This is a genomic window from Psychrobacillus sp. FSL K6-2843 (assembly GCF_038626375.1).
GTDB lineage: Bacteria > Bacillota > Bacilli > Bacillales_A > Planococcaceae > Psychrobacillus > Psychrobacillus faecigallinarum.
In genome coordinates, this window is the sequence record NZ_CP152021.1 from 3,497,223 (window position 1) to 3,515,105 (window position 17,883).

The 17,883-nt window shown below is 38.0% G+C and carries 17 protein-coding genes; 6 read left to right on the top strand and 11 right to left on the bottom strand.

All coding sequences use genetic code 11. The annotated features are described in order from the left end of the window. Positions 1–39 precede the first annotated feature (39 nt). Both MKY94_RS17705 and MKY94_RS17710 read right to left on the bottom strand, forming a co-directional pair. Positions 40–1,146, bottom strand: coding sequence for a sugar-binding protein (locus MKY94_RS17705; RefSeq protein ID WP_191697866.1), 1,107 nt, complete (start codon positions 1,144–1,146; stop codon positions 40–42). A 247-nt stretch (positions 1,147–1,393) separates the two neighbouring features. After that, the gene (locus tag MKY94_RS17710) at positions 1,394–2,026 is read right to left on the bottom strand and encodes a DUF305 domain-containing protein (protein ID WP_191963818.1); all 633 of its coding nucleotides are present in this window, start codon (positions 2,024–2,026) and stop codon (positions 1,394–1,396) included. Between the two features lie 358 nt (positions 2,027–2,384). Between MKY94_RS17710 and MKY94_RS17715 the strand changes: the two genes are divergently transcribed. After that, positions 2,385–3,761, top strand: coding sequence for a right-handed parallel beta-helix repeat-containing protein (locus tag MKY94_RS17715; protein ID WP_151112605.1), 1,377 nt, complete (start codon positions 2,385–2,387; stop codon positions 3,759–3,761). Positions 3,762–3,897: 136 nt separating this feature from the next. Beyond that, positions 3,898–5,310, top strand: a complete 1,413-nt coding sequence (locus tag MKY94_RS17720; RefSeq protein WP_151112603.1) for a VanZ family protein — start codon at positions 3,898–3,900, stop codon at positions 5,308–5,310. A gap of 210 nt (positions 5,311–5,520) precedes the next feature. On the opposite strand, the gene groL is transcribed toward MKY94_RS17720, so the two are convergent. Both groL and groES read right to left on the bottom strand, forming a co-directional pair. Next, entirely contained in the window at positions 5,521–7,155 is a 1,635-nt protein-coding gene (gene groL / locus MKY94_RS17725) for a chaperonin GroEL (RefSeq protein ID WP_144540650.1), read from the bottom strand. A 40-nt stretch (positions 7,156–7,195) separates the two neighbouring features. Next, complete coding sequence (groES, locus tag MKY94_RS17730) at positions 7,196–7,480, bottom strand: co-chaperone GroES (RefSeq protein ID WP_144540647.1); 285 nt, start codon at positions 7,478–7,480, stop codon at positions 7,196–7,198. 367 nt (positions 7,481–7,847) lie between these two features. Here groES and MKY94_RS17735 point away from each other — a divergent pair, with 367 nt between their 5' ends. Both MKY94_RS17735 and MKY94_RS17740 read left to right on the top strand, forming a co-directional pair. Further along, a complete protein-coding gene (locus MKY94_RS17735) occupies positions 7,848–8,567 on the top strand; it encodes a type II CAAX endopeptidase family protein (RefSeq protein ID WP_191697869.1) in 720 nt (239 codons plus the stop codon). Between the two features lie 12 nt (positions 8,568–8,579). Next, the gene (locus tag MKY94_RS17740) at positions 8,580–9,134 is read left to right on the top strand and encodes a GNAT family protein (RefSeq protein ID WP_191697870.1); all 555 of its coding nucleotides are present in this window, start codon (positions 8,580–8,582) and stop codon (positions 9,132–9,134) included. 169 nt (positions 9,135–9,303) lie between these two features. Here the strand turns inward: MKY94_RS17740 and MKY94_RS17745 are convergent, their stop codons facing one another. Beyond that, positions 9,304–9,939, bottom strand: a complete 636-nt coding sequence (locus MKY94_RS17745) for a redox-sensing transcriptional repressor Rex (RefSeq protein ID WP_144540638.1) — start codon at positions 9,937–9,939, stop codon at positions 9,304–9,306. 127 nt (positions 9,940–10,066) lie between these two features. Here MKY94_RS17745 and MKY94_RS17750 point away from each other — a divergent pair, with 127 nt between their 5' ends. Then, entirely contained in the window at positions 10,067–11,998 is a 1,932-nt protein-coding gene (locus tag MKY94_RS17750) for an ABC-F family ATP-binding cassette domain-containing protein (RefSeq protein WP_144540635.1), read from the top strand. Between the two features lie 482 nt (positions 11,999–12,480). Here MKY94_RS17750 and tsaD read toward each other — a convergent pair whose 3' ends face one another. The 6 genes from tsaD to MKY94_RS17780 form a co-directional block, all read right to left on the bottom strand. After that, a complete protein-coding gene (gene tsaD, locus MKY94_RS17755; protein ID WP_342577528.1) occupies positions 12,481–13,500 on the bottom strand; it encodes a tRNA (adenosine(37)-N6)-threonylcarbamoyltransferase complex transferase subunit TsaD in 1,020 nt (339 codons plus the stop codon). After that, positions 13,497–13,955, bottom strand: coding sequence for a ribosomal protein S18-alanine N-acetyltransferase (rimI, locus tag MKY94_RS17760; protein WP_340863800.1), 459 nt, complete (start codon positions 13,953–13,955; stop codon positions 13,497–13,499). The genes tsaD and rimI overlap by 4 nt, the downstream gene beginning before the upstream one ends. Continuing rightward, positions 13,945–14,631 (bottom strand): tRNA (adenosine(37)-N6)-threonylcarbamoyltransferase complex dimerization subunit type 1 TsaB, encoded by a 687-nt coding sequence (gene tsaB, locus MKY94_RS17765; RefSeq protein WP_342577529.1) that lies wholly within the window; start codon positions 14,629–14,631, stop codon positions 13,945–13,947. Before tsaB ends, rimI begins: the two co-directional genes overlap by 11 nt. Beyond that, positions 14,628–15,077, bottom strand: coding sequence for a tRNA (adenosine(37)-N6)-threonylcarbamoyltransferase complex ATPase subunit type 1 TsaE (tsaE, locus tag MKY94_RS17770; RefSeq protein WP_144540623.1), 450 nt, complete (start codon positions 15,075–15,077; stop codon positions 14,628–14,630). The genes tsaB and tsaE overlap by 4 nt, the downstream gene beginning before the upstream one ends. 517 nt (positions 15,078–15,594) lie before the next feature. Beyond that, positions 15,595–16,005 (bottom strand): YugN family protein, encoded by a 411-nt coding sequence (locus tag MKY94_RS17775; protein ID WP_151112591.1) that lies wholly within the window; start codon positions 16,003–16,005, stop codon positions 15,595–15,597. Between the two features lie 74 nt (positions 16,006–16,079). Next, a complete protein-coding gene (locus tag MKY94_RS17780; protein ID WP_151112589.1) occupies positions 16,080–16,706 on the bottom strand; it encodes a GDSL-type esterase/lipase family protein in 627 nt (208 codons plus the stop codon). 108 nt (positions 16,707–16,814) lie between these two features. Here MKY94_RS17780 and MKY94_RS17785 point away from each other — a divergent pair, with 108 nt between their 5' ends. After that, positions 16,815–17,867, top strand: a complete 1,053-nt coding sequence (locus MKY94_RS17785; RefSeq protein WP_151112587.1) for an acyltransferase family protein — start codon at positions 16,815–16,817, stop codon at positions 17,865–17,867. The last annotated feature ends 16 nt before the right edge of the window (positions 17,868–17,883 follow it).

Sequence of the window (17,883 nt, forward strand, 5' to 3'; positions counted from 1 at the left end):
GATTGATCGCTACTACACTTTTTCTCCTCTTATTGGCTTTTACTCTATACCGGTGAATTCACTTGCCTCATAATACTCTGAATCAATTAACTCTGATTTCACATTGTCTTTATCTACAACAATTACATTCGTTTGTTTCGCTTTCACTTCTATAGCACCATTATCGTAAGAACCAGTAGTTTCAGGAGTTTTTCCATCCAAAATTTCAACTGCCATGCCCATAGCGTCTTTTACTAATGAACGAACATCTTTAAACACCGTCATCGATTGTTTTTCATCAATAATGTATTGTACAGAAGCTTTCTCCGCATCTTGGCCCGTTACAAAATAGCTTGTAATAGCACTATCAGAACCAAACACATCTGCGATTGAACGTGCAGTCCCATCATTAGGAGCAAGGATTAAAACATCCCCTTTTAGGTCATCACTCGCGGCAGTTAAATGTGTTTGTGCCTTGTTTTTTGCTTCATTTGAATCCCAGTTAGTCGTAATTTGCCCGATGATTTTTCCGAGCTGATCACGAGAAAGATCTGCAGAATCCTTTAAAGCCTCTGCTTCACTGGAGTTAGCAATTTTAAATGTACCATCAGCGATTTTCGGCTGAAGCACCTGCCAAGCGCCCTCAAAAAATAGGAATGCATTATTATCAGATGCCGCCCCAGCATACAGGTAAAGAGGTGCATTAGAACCCTTTGCATTGTCTACTAAGTACTGAGCCTGTGCTGCACCAACTGCTAAACTATCAAAAGTTACATAGTAATCGACAGCATCGGTATCAGTTATTAAACGGTCATATGCAATTACAGTAACTCCCTCTTTCTTAGCTGCCTCTACTGCAGATGCAGCTGCCGCACCATCATGAGGAGTAATGATTAATACTTTAATACCTTTATTCAACAATGCCTCTACATTTTCTTTTTCCTTTGCAGATGATCCTTGGCTAAATAGGATTTCCGTAGAATAATCCGAATCCGCTAAAGCATCCTTAAAACGTTGCTCATCCTGCACCCAACGAGGCTCATCCTTCGTAGGCAACACTATTCCCACATCTACTGAGCTACTCCCACTTGCGTCACAAGCTGCTGCTACTATGGCAAATGCCATTAACATAAATAAAAATGTGAATCCCTTGAACTTCTTCAACATTTTTAACACTCTCCCTTTGTATAAAATCCTTACCTTTTAATTATAAATTCTGAATACTTTTATGAAAGCGCTATCAATAGCACTCTTTTAATATTACCTATACTTTTTTAACTTTTAAGTATAAAAATAGAGACGAGCCACCTTGGGTTCGTCTCAAACAGAGAATTAAATTTAAATAAAAAATAGAAGCTGGCCAAAAGGATTCCTAAATGAGCGTTTTGGTCAGCCTCTTCTTGGCTTTACTTTTTTAATCTATAGTCTTTAAAAGTTTTTGCATTTCTGTAGCCTGTTTTTGTTGAGTAGTTATAATGTTTTCTACAATTGTTTTGAGTTCACTATTTTGAGTATATTTCAAGATATTTCCAGCCATTTTTATTGCACCTACATGATGGGGGATCATTTCTTCCAGGAAATCTTTATCTATATTCCCTGTTGGCCTGGCATCTTCCATAGACGCAATCATCGTTTTATAGATGTTATTATAAGCTTTTAAGTAAGATGCCTCCGCTTGTACGTTTACTTCTGGGCTCACCTTTATTTTATCTTTAAGAGCTTCCATTTTCTTAATACCTTCCAGTTGTTCTCTTATAATGGTTGCTGCTATTTTGTTGACTTGTTCATTATCGCTATATTTCAAGACATTTTCAGACATCGATACAGCTGCCTGGTGATGTGGAATCATTTCATAAAGGAAATCAAGACTGGGATCACCTGTTTTAATCGATTCTTCCATTCCCTTTTCCATGATTTGCAATATACTTTGATAATTATCATAATACACTTTTTCATCCGGACCCAACTGTGCATGTGCTTGAATACTAAACATGCATAGTATCAATGTAAAAAAACCTATTCTAGTTATTTGAATGCCTGTCCTCATATTGTACCCTCCCATTATTTACGCTCATTTTATTATGCAAGATATAGAATTACTTTATACAAGTCAGAATGTGTCATTTCTTGCTCAGTAGATTGCGATGTAATGCTCTTTCATCAGATTATTTATTTGTATTTAGGGTATACATTTAAAAGATTGAACAACTGAATCCAATATCGATTTCCACTTTAGATGGACAGTTTTAGGCGGGGTGAGTGATAAGCCATCAGCTTCGCTTCCGCATGTTTGTGAGGTTTATCTGTCTCATTCATCCTGCTAGAGTTGAGCCTTTCGCTACAATTGATAATGAGCTAAGTTTACAATCATATTTAAAAGCATTGTCAGGAGGAACATAGGAATCATGAAAAAATTATTACTGATCTTAGTTGTCTGGAGTTTGTGGGCTATCTATCCTTCGAATTCAATTGAAGCTAAGGCAGAAACATATACTATTTCGCCAAATAGCGAAACATATAATAGGAATCTAATGAACGATTCTAATTACAATAATGATACGAAACATTATTATTTACTTCGTACATATCTTGAACGACTTGAAGAAACAGGTGGTGGCACACTCGAATTAGAAAAGGGAACATACATAGTTTCTAATGTATTGTTCGTACCATCTAATACAACGATAAAACTAAAGGATGGCGCGAAAATTATGAATGGTAGTGAAACAGGTAAATCTAAGCTCAATGCTGACCACTCACTTTTCCATTTCATTCGTCCTTCTCTTGGTAAAAAAGAAGGTGTCTATGGAGGGTATGATGGTGAAAAAAATATTTCCATCATTGGAGCTGGTTCAGCGACGATTGATTTGAATTTCGAAAAGGATGCTATTGCTATTATTGCTGGTCATAATCAAAATATTAGGATTGAAAATATTAATTTTCAAAACATGTATTCCGGTCATTTCATTGAGATAGATGCAACAAAGGATGCTGTTATAACCAACAATAAATTTATGAATTCAATACCTTCAACAACTGAAATCAAAGAAGCAATTAATATCGATACTCCTGATAAGCTAACAAATGGCTGGAGCTCTGTTTGGAGTAAGTTCGACAAAACACCTAACTCCAATATGAAGATAGAAAACAATATTTTCTACGGCCTTGATCGTGCAATTGGCACCCATAAATATTCAGGTGGTAAATATCACGATAAAATCATAATCAGAAATAATAAAATAGAGAAAATGCGTCAGGATGCAATTCGCGTGTTGAACTGGAGTAATGCAACGATAGAAAACAATATGTTTAAAAATGTTGCTCCAGGTAAATACAACGCTAACAGGGGGATTATAGCAAGCGGCGCCCTTAATCCTACCTTCCAAAGTAATGTGTTTATAGACATACCACGGGCAATGCAATTTACTGCCTGGAAAAACAGTGATTCTGGTTCCGAATATGATATAACTTATAATGAGCTAAGTGAGGATAATAAAGAGGCACTTTCTACTAATACTATTATTAATTATGTAGAGGATTTTATCCGAATTAATCCTACATTTAAAAAGTTTGATCAAGAGCATACAGAATTTATTCCTTTAAAAACAGTACAGTCTCCTTCTTCACTGAACAGATACCCTGGCTCTTCAAAAGCGCTAAATATAAGGGGTCAAAATAACTATGAAGAGAGACTTGAAAGTACATTTGGCTCTAATGAAGATCTATCCAACTCAAAGCTACTAAATTTACATTTACAAAACTATTTGAGAATGTATCAGTGAAAAAATTGATTGGTACTAAAAATTAAATATTGCTGTTTAAACTTATTACTCATAAAATCTTAAGATTTATACTAACAGCCTCTTAAGAATTCCTTGCTACGATAAACGTACCAAAATTTTTAGGAGGTTACGTTTCATGGATTTACTGAGTGTAGTGTCTGGTCTTTTACCGTATATAAAATATTCTATTTTCATTTTCGTCATCTTAATGATTGGCTACTTCGTATTTAAGATCTTTTTTCAGAAAAAATATACAATAAATCTATCTAAATTTATTTTTATCATTTTACTAATCTGCTGGGGAATTGTTGTATTAGGTATCACAACTTTAAATAGACCGGCGATGTTTGCAGGTCAGTTTAATCTTAGTCTTTTGAGTAGCTATGTAAGTTCATGGAACAAATGGTCAGTGTCTGAATTTCAGCTAATCATCTTTAATATGTTAATGTTTGTGCCATTAGGAGTACTCTTACCGTTAATTCACAAAAAAAACAAATCGTTTTCGCGTGTACTAGTTATAACAATTGTATTCACACTTTGCATTGAAATTTTCCAATTTGTTTCAGGTAAAGGAATTTTCGAACTGGATGACCTTTTGCATAATACAATAGGGAGTTTAGCTGGGTACTTTTTCGTAATGGCAATCATATTAAGCATAGAGCAACGAAAGTTAAAATTTGCTCCAATTGTAAAAGCTATATCTATTCCTATTTTTTTTGTTGCATTATTTGGTGTTGCAACCGTTATATATAATGCACAGGAATTTGGAAATCTGCCATTCGAGCCTTCACAAAAACAAAACATGGATCAAATAGATGTCGAACTGGAAACAAAGCTCTCCAACAAATCATCGAACGCTTGCGTTTATTACAATTCAAATGTTAAAGATATGAAAAATATAAAATCAATCTCTCAATCCATTGCACAACAATTTGAATTACAACAGCAAGGCGGCATCCGCAGGGAAGGAGAAAACCGTCAATTAAAATTTATAGATGATGAAGGCCTTGTCTATTATTTAACTTATTTCATGTCAAATGGTTTTTGGTCCTTTTCCTCTGAAAATTATAGTGAAGAGCCGCCAAAAGTTGATATTGAACAGCAAAAGCAGGTTATAGAAAATTGGCTAGATAACGAAGGTTTATTTCCAAGTAACGCTATCTATCAGCAGCAGGATGAACGTACAATTCGTTGGGATTTAGCTGAAGCAGTGGATTTACAAACTGTATGTGATGATTTTTCTCAAGGTTTCCTCGTAATCACACTCTCTGATCAGCAAATACCCGACAACATCATCTACGATGTTAGTAACAATGAAATAGTTGGGAAAGAGAAAATCATTTCACAACAGGAAGCATATGAAGCTTTGACAAACGGAAAGTTTAACTTATTCAATCCTTTACAAAAAGGAGATACGCTAACAATAACGGATGTTCAATTAGGCTATACTTATGATACTAAAGGGTATTATCAGCCTATCTATGTCTTTACTGGCAGTGTTAACGATCCAGACTCCACAGTTGAAATATCAATTCCAGCTATTCCATAAATAAAACAGCACTTACTTTGACTAGCTAAAGTTTGTGCTGTTTTAGTATGAATTTTATTTGTTACCCCAATCTCTCATATTCAAAAGATGAAAAAGAGGCTTCTCGAAAGTCTAATAAACTTTCGAGAAGCCCCCGCTAATAACCTCATGTTAGCAAATCAATTTAATCTTACATACAAACCCATTCATATTATGGGTTCATACGGCAGGTTACATCATGCCGCCCATTCCGCCCATGTCAGGCATACCCATGCCGCCTGCTCCTGCTGGTTCTGGAATGTCTGCTACTACTGCTTCAGTAGTTAAGAATAGAGAAGCTACAGATGCAGCGTTTTGTAGAGCTGAACGAGTTACTTTAGTTGGATCTACGATACCTGCGTCGATCATGTTCACCCATTCGCCAGTTGCTGCGTTGAAGCCCATGCCAATGTCTTCGCGTTTTAGACGATCTACTACGATAGATCCTTCTAAACCAGCGTTGTTAGCGATTTGACGAACCGGCTCTTCTAATGCACGAAGTACGATACGAATACCAGTTGCTACGTCGCCTTCTTTTGTTTCTGCAAGCTCAGCTACTTTGTTGTATACGTTTACTAGTGCAGTACCACCACCAGATACGATACCTTCTTCTACAGCTGCGCGAGTTGCGTTAAGTGCATCTTCAATGCGAAGTTTGCGTTCTTTTAGCTCAGTTTCTGTTGCTGCTCCTACTTTCACTACAGCTACTCCACCAGCAAGCTTAGCAAGACGCTCTTGAAGTTTTTCTTTATCGAATTCAGAAGTTGTATCTTCTAATTGGCCACGGATTTGAGCAACACGGCTAGCGATGTTTTTCGTATCTCCGTTACCTTCTACGATTGTTGTGTTGTCTTTTGTTACTACTACTTTAGAAGCGCGTCCTAATTGAGTGATGTTCGCAGATTTTAGGTCTAGTCCTAAATCTTCTGTGATTACTTCTGCACCAGTTAGGATAGCAATATCTTCAAGCATTGCTTTACGACGGTCACCGAATCCAGGAGCTTTAACAGCTACTGCATTGAATGTTCCGCGTAATTTGTTTACTACTAGAGTAGCTAATGCTTCCCCTTCTACATCTTCAGCGATAAGTAAAAGTGGTTTGCCTTGTTGAACTACTTGCTCAAGCACTGGTAGGATTTCTTGAATGCTAGAGATTTTTTTGTCTGTGATTAAGATATATGGATTGTCTAGATTAGCTTCCATTTTATCTGAATCAGTTACCATGTATGGAGAAGCATAACCGCGGTCGAATTGCATACCTTCTACCACATCAAGCTCTGTTGTGAATCCTTTAGATTCTTCGATTGTAATAACTCCATCGTTACCAACGCGCTCCATAGCTTCAGCGATTAGCTCACCAACTTCTTCATCACCAGATGAGATAGCAGCTACTTGAGCGATAGATTCTTTACCTTCGATTTGTTTAGAGATTGCTTTTAGCTCTGTCACAGCAGAAGCTACAGCAAAGTCGATACCTTTACGAATACCAACTGGGTTAGCTCCAGCAGTTACGTTTTTAAGTCCTTCACGAATCATAGATTGTGCAAGAACAGTTGCAGTTGTTGTACCGTCACCAGCGATGTCATTAGTTTTTGAAGCAACCTCTGCCACTAATTTCGCACCCATGTTTTCGAATGCATCCTCTAGCTCGATATCTTTTGCGATTGTTACACCATCGTTAGTGATAAGTGGTGAACCAAATTTTTTCTCTAGAACTACGTTACGACCCTTTGGCCCTAAAGTTACTTTTACAGCGTCTGCTAATTTATCTACCCCACGCAGCATTGCGCTACGAGCGTCTTCACTAAATTTAATTTCTTTTGCCATGTTAATATGCCCTCCTAATTTTTCTTTTTAAGTTCTTTTATTAGCCAATTACAGCAAGAATATCGCTTTCGCGTAAGATTAAATAGTCGTGGCCTTCATATTTCACTTCAGTTCCAGCATATTTAGAGAAGATAATACGGTCCCCTTCTGCTACGTCTAATTCAACGCGGTTTCCGTTTTCTAGTACTCGTCCAGTACCTACTGCAACGACTTTACCCTCTTGTGGTTTCTCTTTAGCAGAGTCTGGAAGTACGATGCCAGATGCTGTTTTTTCCTCAGCTTCGATTAATTCGATTACAATACGATCACCTAATGGTCTTAACAAGTGAAACTACCTCCCTAAAATAGTTGAATTTATTTTTATTAGCACTCTCACACTTTGAGTGCTAACACACTTATAATAATAATTAAACTTAGAAGAATTTGCAAGTGAGAACATCATTTTTTTTAATAATTTTTAACGCTCTAATCCTCAGTTGGTTTAAAACCTATGAGGCTTCTAGTTTTTGAAAACGAAGATACTAAAGTTGACTATTAAAGATGATTATAAAATGGCTAAGGAGCGATTTTATTTTAGTTTTCCTTTACAATAAGGCTAAGGCTAGTACATCTTACAAAAGCAAGATTATCTATTTACTATCCTGATTAGTAAACTTATAAAAGCAACTGCTATAAATAGAAAGGATATTTAGATGAAACAACAAAAGACAGGTTTATACATATTAATCACCTACTGTGTGATGCAGCTCTCCGGTGCATTATTTGCTCCTCTTCTACTAATAATCTTTAACTATTTCGGCTTAGAAAACGCAAGGTACCTAGCTTCTGGATGGTGGGTTTTCCTTGGAATGGGAATTGCTACAGCTATCACCTTGCTTATGATTCGCCAAGACAAGAATTTTATACGGCCTCTAAAAGGGAAGGCATCCGGTCTTCCCGGAGCAATTGGCTGGGGAATTCTTGGCTTTCTCATGGTTTTGTACGGCCAAACATTAGCTGCTAATATTGAAATTAGATTTTTTGGTATAGAAGCTGGTTCTGAAAATACGTCGCAGTTTATGGATCTTGGCAATTCAGTACCTTTTGTCTTTTTCTCCATTGTGCTCTTCGCACCTATTTTAGAGGAGCTTATATTCCGTCGCATCATTTTCGGAACTTTATTGCCTAAAACGAACTTCTTTGTAGCAGCGCTTGTTAGCTCACTGTCCTTTGCCGTCATTCACTTTGAGTTCACACACATACTAATATATGCTGTGTCTGGGTTTATATTCGCTTTCATTTACTATAAAACAAAGCGAATTATCACCTCTATTATTGCCCATATGCTACTTAATGGATTCGTAGTAATTGTTCAACTGTATAATGAAGAGATCGTCAACTTTTTAGAAAAACTTGCTGAGTTGCAGCAATAAGGGGTAATCATAATGACTTTTTCATTTGTAAGTTTTCCTACAATAGAAACAGAAAGACTCATCCTTCGAAAAGCAATCGAACGGGATGCAAAGGATATTTTAGAGTTATATTCTAATGAAAACGTAGTACAGCATATGGCAATCGGTCCCTTTACTTCTGTTGAAGATGCAAAGGGCGAAATTAGTTGGTACGAGAAAATTTTTCTCGAACAAACTGGTATGCGCTGGGTAATAGAAGATAAAATAACCCAAAAAGTAATCGGTACTTGTGGTTATTTAAACTATGAGGCTGAGCATAAGCGTATAGAAATTGGCTATGATCTTTCACCTAAAGCTTGGGGAAAGGGAATTATGACGGAGGCGCTTAAGCCCATCATTCATTTTGCCTTTCATGATATGAACATGAACAAAATAGAAGCTGAGGTTACTTCAGAGAATGATGCCTCCCTTCACCTTTTGAGTAAGCTAGGTTTTCACAAAGATGGAGTCTTAAGACAGCATGAGTTCGAAAAGGGACGCTATATCGATCTTGCTATCTATTCCCTACTAAAAAGCGAATATAAATAGGAAAGCCTTCGACTAGATAATAGTCGAAGGCTTTTTTTCTTATAAGATTGGTATCAGCGCTCACCTTGCCCCTCGAGTTCAAATGGATAAAAGCTCTGGTGGCTGAGGTACTGCCTCCTCGCTTTTCTCCATTTGCTTGTCGGGGCAGACATAGGCGCTTTCGCTTTTCTTAGATCTCGTTTCGAATCATGTAGATGAGTGTTTGAAGTTCAACTGAAAGGTCAATCGTATGTACGCGAATCTCATCTGGAGTACTTATTGGGACTGGGGTGAAGTTTAAAATCCCTTTTACATTGGAGCCCACTAAAAGATCAGCAACTTCCTGAGCCGCACGACTTGGAAGTGTAAAAATCACTAATTCAATTCCGTATTCCTTTAGCTTTTCCAACATCACACTAGAATGAAATACAGGAATGTCGCTAATAATCGTTCCTTCGAGTGGTGCCTTCGTATCGAATGCTACTACAATTCTAGTGTTATGATTTTTTTGAAAGTTATATTTTACAAATGCTGTTCCTAAACTACCAACACCTATTAGTGCCACCCGTGCCGCTTCATCTTGGTCAAGTGTCTTTCTGAAAAACTCAAGTAGATGAGGTACATCATAGCCGTACCCTTTCTTTCCTAGCGCACCGAAATGAGAAAAATCTCTTCGAATGGTTGCTGAATCTATCTTCATCGCTTCACTTAGCTGTTGGGATGAAACTCGTTTATGATCTGCATTATGAAAGCTTTGTAAAAATCTATAATATAAAGGAAGTCGTTTCATTGTCGCTTGAGGGATGCGAGGTACATCACGTTTCATAAGTGTCCTCCTATTGTATAAGGCAAATTCATTTTTACACGTTACCTTTCTTTTATTGTAAAGGGAGAACGTTGCAACGACAAGTCCTATCTATTACACTTAGGATAGAATTGAGGTGCAAATTAACGTGATTGTTTTACAAGTAAACCAAGTAACTAAATCCTTTAATGGTGAAGATATATTAACAAACGTAAAGTTAGAAGTTCAAGACCGCGACCGAGTTGCACTGGTTGGGCGTAATGGTGCGGGAAAATCTACTTTACTTAAAATAATTGCTGGAGAAATGTCATACGATTCCGGTGACATTATTATGCCTAAAAATATTAGACTTGGCTATTTAGAGCAGCATGCGGGTCTTGAATCGAAGCTGACGATTTGGGAGGAAATGAAATCGATTTTTAGTCATTTGATTGATTCTGAAAGAGAACTGCGCTCACTAGAAGCACAAATGGCTGACCCTTCTATCTATGAAGATTCAGAAGCCTATGCTAGAGTTGCAGCAACCTATGACGAGCTTCAGCTAGCCTTTAATGAGGCTGGTGGATACCGCTTTGAATCGGATATCCGTTCCATCTTACATGGTATGCAGTTTTTCCCAGAGGATTATGATAAGCCAGTACAAGCATTATCCGGGGGACAAAAAACGAGACTAGCATTAGCTAAAATGCTGTTGAGCAAGCCCGATTTACTTATACTCGATGAGCCTACAAACCATTTAGATATTCAAACACTCAGCTTCCTTGAAAATTATTTAAAAAACTATAGTGGTGCCATTTTAATTGTATCCCATGATCGATATTTCCTAGACCAGGTAGTAAATTTAGTTTATGAGGTTTCACGTCATAACGTTACGAGATACGTAGGTAACTATAGCGCCTATTTAACGCAGAAAGCGAAAAATTATGAGCTCGATAAAAAGAAATATGAGAAGCAGCAGGAGGAAAAAGCAAAGCTAGAGGACTTTGTTAGCCGTAACCTGGCGCGTGCTTCTACAACGAAGATGGCACAATCTCGAAGAAAGGTTATCGAGAAAACTGACTGGATGGATGCCCCAGATGGCGATGAGAAATCCGCTAACTTCGGCTTTACCATTGACCGTCCTAGCGGTAATGATGTTCTGCGTTTAGAGGATATTGCTGTAGGTTATCCAAATAAAACCGTTTCCTCTAACATCTCATTTTCCGTTTATAAGCAAGACCGCATCGCTTTGGTTGGACCAAATGGTGTCGGTAAGTCCACCTTGCTAAAAACTATTATGAAGCAGCTCCCTTCAGCTGGTGGTAATATTCAATACGGCACAAATGTGCAATTTGGATACTATGACCAGGAGCAGGCAGCTCTTACTGGCAATAAAACCGTCCTTAAAGAGCTATGGGATGAATGGCCTCTGATGAATGAGAAAGATATACGCAATGTGCTAGGTCGCTTCCTCTTCTCTGGAGACGATGTGCAAAAAACTGTGTCTAATCTATCCGGTGGAGAAAAGGCTAGACTTGCACTTGCAAAACTCATGCTATTGAAGTCGAATACACTTGTACTAGATGAGCCTACTAACCATTTAGACTTAGACAGCAAGGAAGTCTTGGAGAATGCATTGCTTGATTTTCCAGGAACGATTATTTTCGTATCACATGACCGTTACTTTATTAATCGAATTGCAACGAAGGTAATTGAACTTTCCTCTGATGATGCCACCCTTTTCTTGGGAGACTATGATTATTATTTAGAGAAAAAGGAAGAGCTCGAGGAAATCGCCATGGAAAATGCAGTGGTTCAAAACACTGTAGTTCAAAAGGTCAATACGTCTACAATTGATAAAGAGGCGAAGAAAAAGGAACGCCAGCTACGTCGTCAAATTGAGGAACTAGAAGGACAGATTCCTTCCATAGATTCAGAAATTGCTTCTATAGAAGAGAAGCTATGTGATCCAGAGATATTCCAGGATCATGAGGCAGTCCAAAAGCTACAAGGCGAATTGGATATACTAAAGGTAAAGCAAGACACAATCTCCAACGAATGGCTGGAGCTACAGGAACAATTAGAAGAGATTACAGGGTAAACCGATTGACTCGGTTTACCTTTTTTATATGAGGAAAAATAATATTGTCGAACGGTCCGATTTTAGAGAGAAAACGACCAATTTTTGGGGTGAACTGTCCAATTATTTGCTCAAACCGTCCGATTTTTGGAGATGGTTCTGCGCTCCTTCTGAAAGAATATATAATAGCCTTGTTGCATTTTGTCGAACACTGGTATATATATAGGTCAAGTACCTTTTTCAACAAATTCTTTTTCCACATATTTATTAACATCAAAAATACTGTTATATCAATCTATCAACAGGTTTATCCACATTATCCACAGTTTTAAAACAAACTTTTCCACAAGGTGTAAGCATAAATAACCACAATATATTGAAAAAACGCAACTTACTAACAAGTTATTCACAGATTGTGCATAAGTACGAATGTTCTCTATTGACAACAGAAATAATACGTGGTAAAAAATCCTCTTTTCTTGTCGAAGAAAAGAGGATTTCATTTAGTTCCAACTATTTAGTTCTAACCCTGGTCTTCCATTCATCGACAAATCTCCCGTTTGCCCTGCTGAGTACTTAGAGCTCCCAGCAGCTGCGATCATTGCAGCATTATCTGTACATAAATTTATAGGTGGTACATAGAATGGAATGTTTTCCTTTTCAAAGGCTTCTTCTAAAGATTTACGAAGTCCTTTATTTGCGGCTACTCCACCAGCGGCAATTACCTGCTTTACATTGAACTCTCTAGCTGCTCGTAAGGTTTTAGTAGTCAGTACTTCTATTACACTTTGCTGGAAGCCAGCTGCTAGGTGGTTTGGATTGATCTCTTCCCCACGTTGCTCCGCATTATGCTGATAGTTGATGACTGCCGATTTTAAGCCACTAAAGCTAAAATCATAAGAGCCTTCCTCTAGCCAAGCTCTTGGAAATGAAACTGCTTCATCGCTCTCATTCGCCAGACGATCAATATGTGGACCACCCGGATAAGGAAGATTCAAAACTCTTGCAACTTTATCATAAGCCTCACCAGCTGCATCATCGCGTGTTTCTCCGATTAGCTCAAACTGACCGTCTTTCTTCATCAATACTAACTCGGTATGCCCTCCCGAAACTACTAGAGCAAGCAATGGGAATTCCATCGGTTGGACTAATGCATTTGCGTAAATATGTCCTGCGATATGGTGGACGCCTACTAAAGGAAGGTCATTTGCAAACGCGAATGCTTTTGCTGCGTTTATTCCTATTAAAAGTGCCCCAACCAGTCCAGGTCCTTCAGTCACCGCTACTGCATCTAGTTCCTGCGGTGTCATGTTCGCTTGCTTCAATGCTTCTTCGATAACAAGCGTAATCTGCTCCACATGATGTCGAGAAGCAACCTCAGGCACTACTCCACCGAATCGTTTATGACTTTCTATTTGAGATGCTACTACATTGGTTATAATCTCTGTTCCATTTTTGACGATGGAAGCTGCGGTTTCATCACAGCTCGTTTCTATTCCTAATATATATTGATCTTTTGTCATTTGAATTCCACCCACATTACAAGAGCATCCTCTTGTGTATCTGTATAATAGTTTTTTCGAATGCCTCCGTCTTGGAAGCCTAGCTTATAATATAAGTTTTTTGCGACTATATTGGATACGCGCACCTCTAATGTCATGAGGACTACTTTTTGCTCCTTCACGACACGAATAGCCTCGCGCATTAAGCCTTCCCCAATTTTATGTCCTCGCATCCGCTCAGCAACAGCCACGTTCGTGATATGACTTTCATCCATAACAATCCACATTCCACAGTAGCCAACAATATCCTTTTCCTCTGTTTCTGCTACTAAATAGTAGGAATATAGATTGGTCGACATTTCATGCTCGAATGCTTCTCTAGTCCAAGGAAGAGTGAATGCTTCTTCTTCTATTAAAAGAACCTGGTCAATATCTTCTATTGTCATTTTGCGATAGGTGATAGTTTTAGTTTCCATTTTTCTTCTGCTCTTTCATCCAGTTTGCCTCTGCCTCAGTTATTCGCAAATATTCTGGCACCGCTGTATGTACATTTGTCGGCTCCATGCTTTGAGCAATTTCTATTAGAACAGCTGCACTTGGTAAGGAGAACGCCGCTCCCGCCTGTTTTACCTTATCACCAAGCACCTCATTTATTTGTTCCCAATGAAGATTTACATCCATCCCAACAAATAAAACCGGTTGCTCCATTTCATCTAACAAAGCTAACAGGTCTACCATCGACATATGAGCTTCCTTCACTGTTTCTCCGTTTACATAAATTCCTGCAAATACATTTCCACGTCGCGCATCCATAATTGAACAAACTGCACCTTGGAAATATGGCGCGTTCCCAGCTAGCACCTGTAGGCTTGAAACAGAGTAAATCGGAAGGTTCAGCGTCCATGCAAGCGTTTTGCCAATTGTTACACCAATTCGCACTCCCGTATACGAGCCCGGGCCTTTTGCAACAGCAATCGCATTTAGCTCACTCGGCTTGATGTTAGCTTTTTTCATGAGTTCCTCTATCGCGGGCATCGTTCCAATAGAATGAGTTACCTTCACTGAGGATTTATATTCCGCAAGCACCTGTCCATCTTTCACGATTGCTACTGCAAGCGGTGTATGAGATGTATCTATTCCTAACCAAATCATTCAAAAAGCTCCTCACATAATTGTTCATATCGTTTCCCAAAGGGTTCAAACGTAAATCTGCGTTTGTCTCCTTCTAGTCGGTGAATCTGTATCGCTAAACGTTCTGATGGTAAATCATCCTGTATTAAATGAGCCCATTCGATAATACTTACCGCTTCACCATAAAATAGCTCGTCCCAGCCTAAATCTTCATCACTATTAGCTAATCGGTACACATCCAAATGATTTAAAGGCAGTCTGCCCTCATATTGCTTCAATATAGTAAACGTCGGACTGTTCACATTTCTCGTGATTCCAAGCCCCTTCGCCACACTTTTCGTAAAAGTTGTCTTTCCCGCTCCAAGGTCTCCCTCTAATGTCAGGACATCTGCAGGATTTAGTTTTTCAGCGAGCTGTCGGGCTAATGCTTCCGTCTCCTGCTCCGAATCAATCAATCGTTCATACATCGTCGATCGCTTTCCTTTCAAGTACAAATCTATTTGACTCTATTATAAAGAATTACAGCTCATAATGTAACTATAGGGCATTTTTGTCGAGAGATCTCTTAAACAAATTAACGATAATCTATTTTGCAATAAACAGTCCGCTCACTGGACTTCGAACGGTTTGGGACATTCCTCAATCTGTTCTACTATTTCCCTCTGATTTACTACAATCCTATCGTTTTTTACGACAATTCACGCTTGGTTTACTACAATTCGCGTCTGGATTACTACAATCAACCCGTAGTTTACTACAATCCTATATCCGCTCTACATTTTCCCTCTGATTTACTACAATCCAATCGTTTTTTACGACAATTCATGCCTGAATTACTACAATCCCCTCGTAGTTTGCGACAATCCCCTTCCAGTTTACTACAATCCCCAATCTACTCTCCCTCTCCCATGCAATTTTCTCCAAACACTCCAAAACGCAAAAGGACCGCCTCACATCCCTTGTGAGACAGTCCTAAGTAAGATTTTATTGCAGTAATCGAAGCACTTTTTGAACTTCCTGCTCTCCAGCATGCTCCCAGCGGTTTTTGTCAGTGATATTGCCATCCTGATCAACAGGCGTCTGAAACTGATCGAAGCCAGTAGTGGTAAGCAATGAATTTTCATCCTTATCTAAACCGACGTTTACGACATGCTTAATCAAATAGGGGGACTGGAATCTAATGTGTGCATCAGAATCATCAAGCATCCCTTGAGTCACTGTAAAGGGAATTCGAAGGTAGATTGTTTCACCTTCCTCGCGACAGAGGATAGAGTCAAAGCTACCTTTATGGTAATCCCAGTTTCCTCCGATTGAATAGCCTAGACTTGAGATACGATCCTGTAAATCTCCAAAATTTGCGAACTTACCTTCTAGTTCTGTGTTAAGCTGAAGCATTTGCTATCACTCCTTCATATGAATTCTCGTTTATAGAGTTTCCCAAAGCGAGCGATAACATACAGATGAGAAAATCATTTTTCTTTTTCAAAAAATAAGCTAATGACCTTTTCAAAAAGCCCTTTTTTTGGTGGATCTCGATTTATTTCTACGAGCTTATTTGCGATTAAATCAGACAATATTTCGTATCCCGCCTCTCCAAAATGGAGGCCATCATCTTTTTCTCCAATTAAAAGCTCCTTGTAGTTTTCTCTGGAATACATAGCGGTAAAAAAATCGATATATTGACTTCCAGTTTCTTTGGCGACCTCATTTACTACAGTTGCATACCTTTGTAGTCTCTCATTAGTGCGATTTTCTTGTAAGAATTCATCTACAGGAGCTGGTGTGATGAGAATAGTTTTATGGGGACCAATTACTTTAGCAAATGTACATAAGTTTCGTTTATACTGCTCAATGTCTACTAATCGATGTGAGGCAGAATCATTGGCTCCAAACAGAACAGTGACAAAATCAGGTTTTTTTGCAATAACATCTGCGGCAAAGCGCTCGATTGCCTGTTCGGTTGTATTTCCCGAAACTCCAGCATTAATAAAGTCATAGTCAGGCAATTTATGAGATAGCTTAAACGTTAGCGCTGGAGCAGGGTAACCTTCTTTTCTTGCGGTGATACTATCACCAAAGCAAACGACAGTAGTCATATTACAAACCTCCAATCTATTAATTTTTATATTTTTATAGTGCTCTATAAGTTTATATTCACTAAAAAACGGTTATACAAACATATAAGACTGCCTTGGAGGAACATCATGAATAAAAAACGAGTTACTTGGGTAGATGTCACAAAGGGTTTTTTAATGATTTTAGTAGTTATAGGTCATTATCCTGGTGAACTAAACTTCCCATTATCCAAATATATCTATTGGTTTCACATGCCAGCTTTTTTCTTGCTAAGCGGTATATTTTTTAAGGAAATTAAAGAAGATGAAGCATCTAATAAAACCGTCAAAAAGAGATTCTTACAGCTTATGGTTCCGTATCTATTTTTCCTTTTATCCATTACCAGCATTCGTTACGGAATGGAGGTAGCTCAAGGTAATTATAATATATCTTGGTATCTTCAAGATTTATGGAAGCTAATTATTGCAGGAAGATTTGTACGAGGTGCATACGGAGTTTTCTGGTTTGTAACCACTTTATTCTTTACGTATTTACTATTTATGTGGATGACTAAATATTTAAGCAAAACAAAACAAATAAGCCTAATCGCTATTTGTTATTTAGCTGCACATTTGCAAAGTATTTTTGCTAGAGAAGTAATTAGTGAATCTGCAGTAGAGTCAGCACAATCTATTCCAATGGTATGGAATTTAGATGTAGTATTAATGGCAGTTGTATATTTCTCCTTAGGTTATTATGGTAAATCTCTTTGGATGAATGTAACCAAGCCTTGGCTTTTCAGTGCAAGCTTTGTAGCGTTTGGTATGATTCTAGCTGACCAAAACGGATTAATCAATTATAAGCTAAGTATGAAATTTTTACGATATGACCATATGTTATTAGATTTAATCGTTCCGATCTCCTTTATCATCGTCATTGTCGGTCTTTTCCAAAGAGTTACGAAGATTATTTCGTTAGATTGGTTAAGAAAAATCGAAAATCATTCCATTGCAATTATGTACTTACATATTTTTACGGACATGATTCTAAACGATTACGTTGAATATGGAGTCGTCGGTTACACTATATTATGTACTCTAATTCCAATTATTATTTCGGTCATTATTCAAAACGTTATCCCATATGGTAAATTTTTGCTAGGAGATATCCGCGCAAAAAAACCAATGCAGATAGAAATTTAAAAACCGCCATTTTGGC

Coding starts and splice junctions, on each gene's coding strand:
- MKY94_RS17745 (WP_144540638.1), bottom strand. CDS start 9,939: ATGAAACGTGATGTACCTCGCATCCCTCAAGCGACAATGAAACGACTT.
- tsaB (WP_342577529.1), bottom strand. CDS start 14,631: ATGATTTGGTTAGGAATAGATACATCTCATACACCGCTTGCAGTAGCA.
- MKY94_RS17785 (WP_151112587.1), top strand. CDS start 16,815: ATGAATAAAAAACGAGTTACTTGGGTAGATGTCACAAAGGGTTTTTTA.
- MKY94_RS17705 (WP_191697866.1), bottom strand. CDS start 1,146: ATGTTGAAGAAGTTCAAGGGATTCACATTTTTATTTATGTTAATGGCA.
- tsaE (WP_144540623.1), bottom strand. CDS start 15,077: ATGTATGAACGATTGATTGATTCGGAGCAGGAGACGGAAGCATTAGCC.
- rimI (WP_340863800.1), bottom strand. CDS start 13,955: ATGGAAACTAAAACTATCACCTATCGCAAAATGACAATAGAAGATATT.
- MKY94_RS17780 (WP_151112589.1), bottom strand. CDS start 16,706: ATGACTACTGTCGTTTGCTTTGGTGATAGTATCACCGCAAGAAAAGAA.
- MKY94_RS17710 (WP_191963818.1), bottom strand. CDS start 2,026: ATGAGGACAGGCATTCAAATAACTAGAATAGGTTTTTTTACATTGATA.
- MKY94_RS17735 (WP_191697869.1), top strand. CDS start 7,848: ATGAAACAACAAAAGACAGGTTTATACATATTAATCACCTACTGTGTG.
- MKY94_RS17715 (WP_151112605.1), top strand. CDS start 2,385: ATGAAAAAATTATTACTGATCTTAGTTGTCTGGAGTTTGTGGGCTATC.
- MKY94_RS17775 (WP_151112591.1), bottom strand. CDS start 16,005: ATGCTTCAGCTTAACACAGAACTAGAAGGTAAGTTCGCAAATTTTGGA.
- MKY94_RS17740 (WP_191697870.1), top strand. CDS start 8,580: ATGACTTTTTCATTTGTAAGTTTTCCTACAATAGAAACAGAAAGACTC.
- MKY94_RS17720 (WP_151112603.1), top strand. CDS start 3,898: ATGGATTTACTGAGTGTAGTGTCTGGTCTTTTACCGTATATAAAATAT.
- tsaD (WP_342577528.1), bottom strand. CDS start 13,500: ATGACAAAAGATCAATATATATTAGGAATAGAAACGAGCTGTGATGAA.
- groL (WP_144540650.1), bottom strand. CDS start 7,155: ATGGCAAAAGAAATTAAATTTAGTGAAGACGCTCGTAGCGCAATGCTG.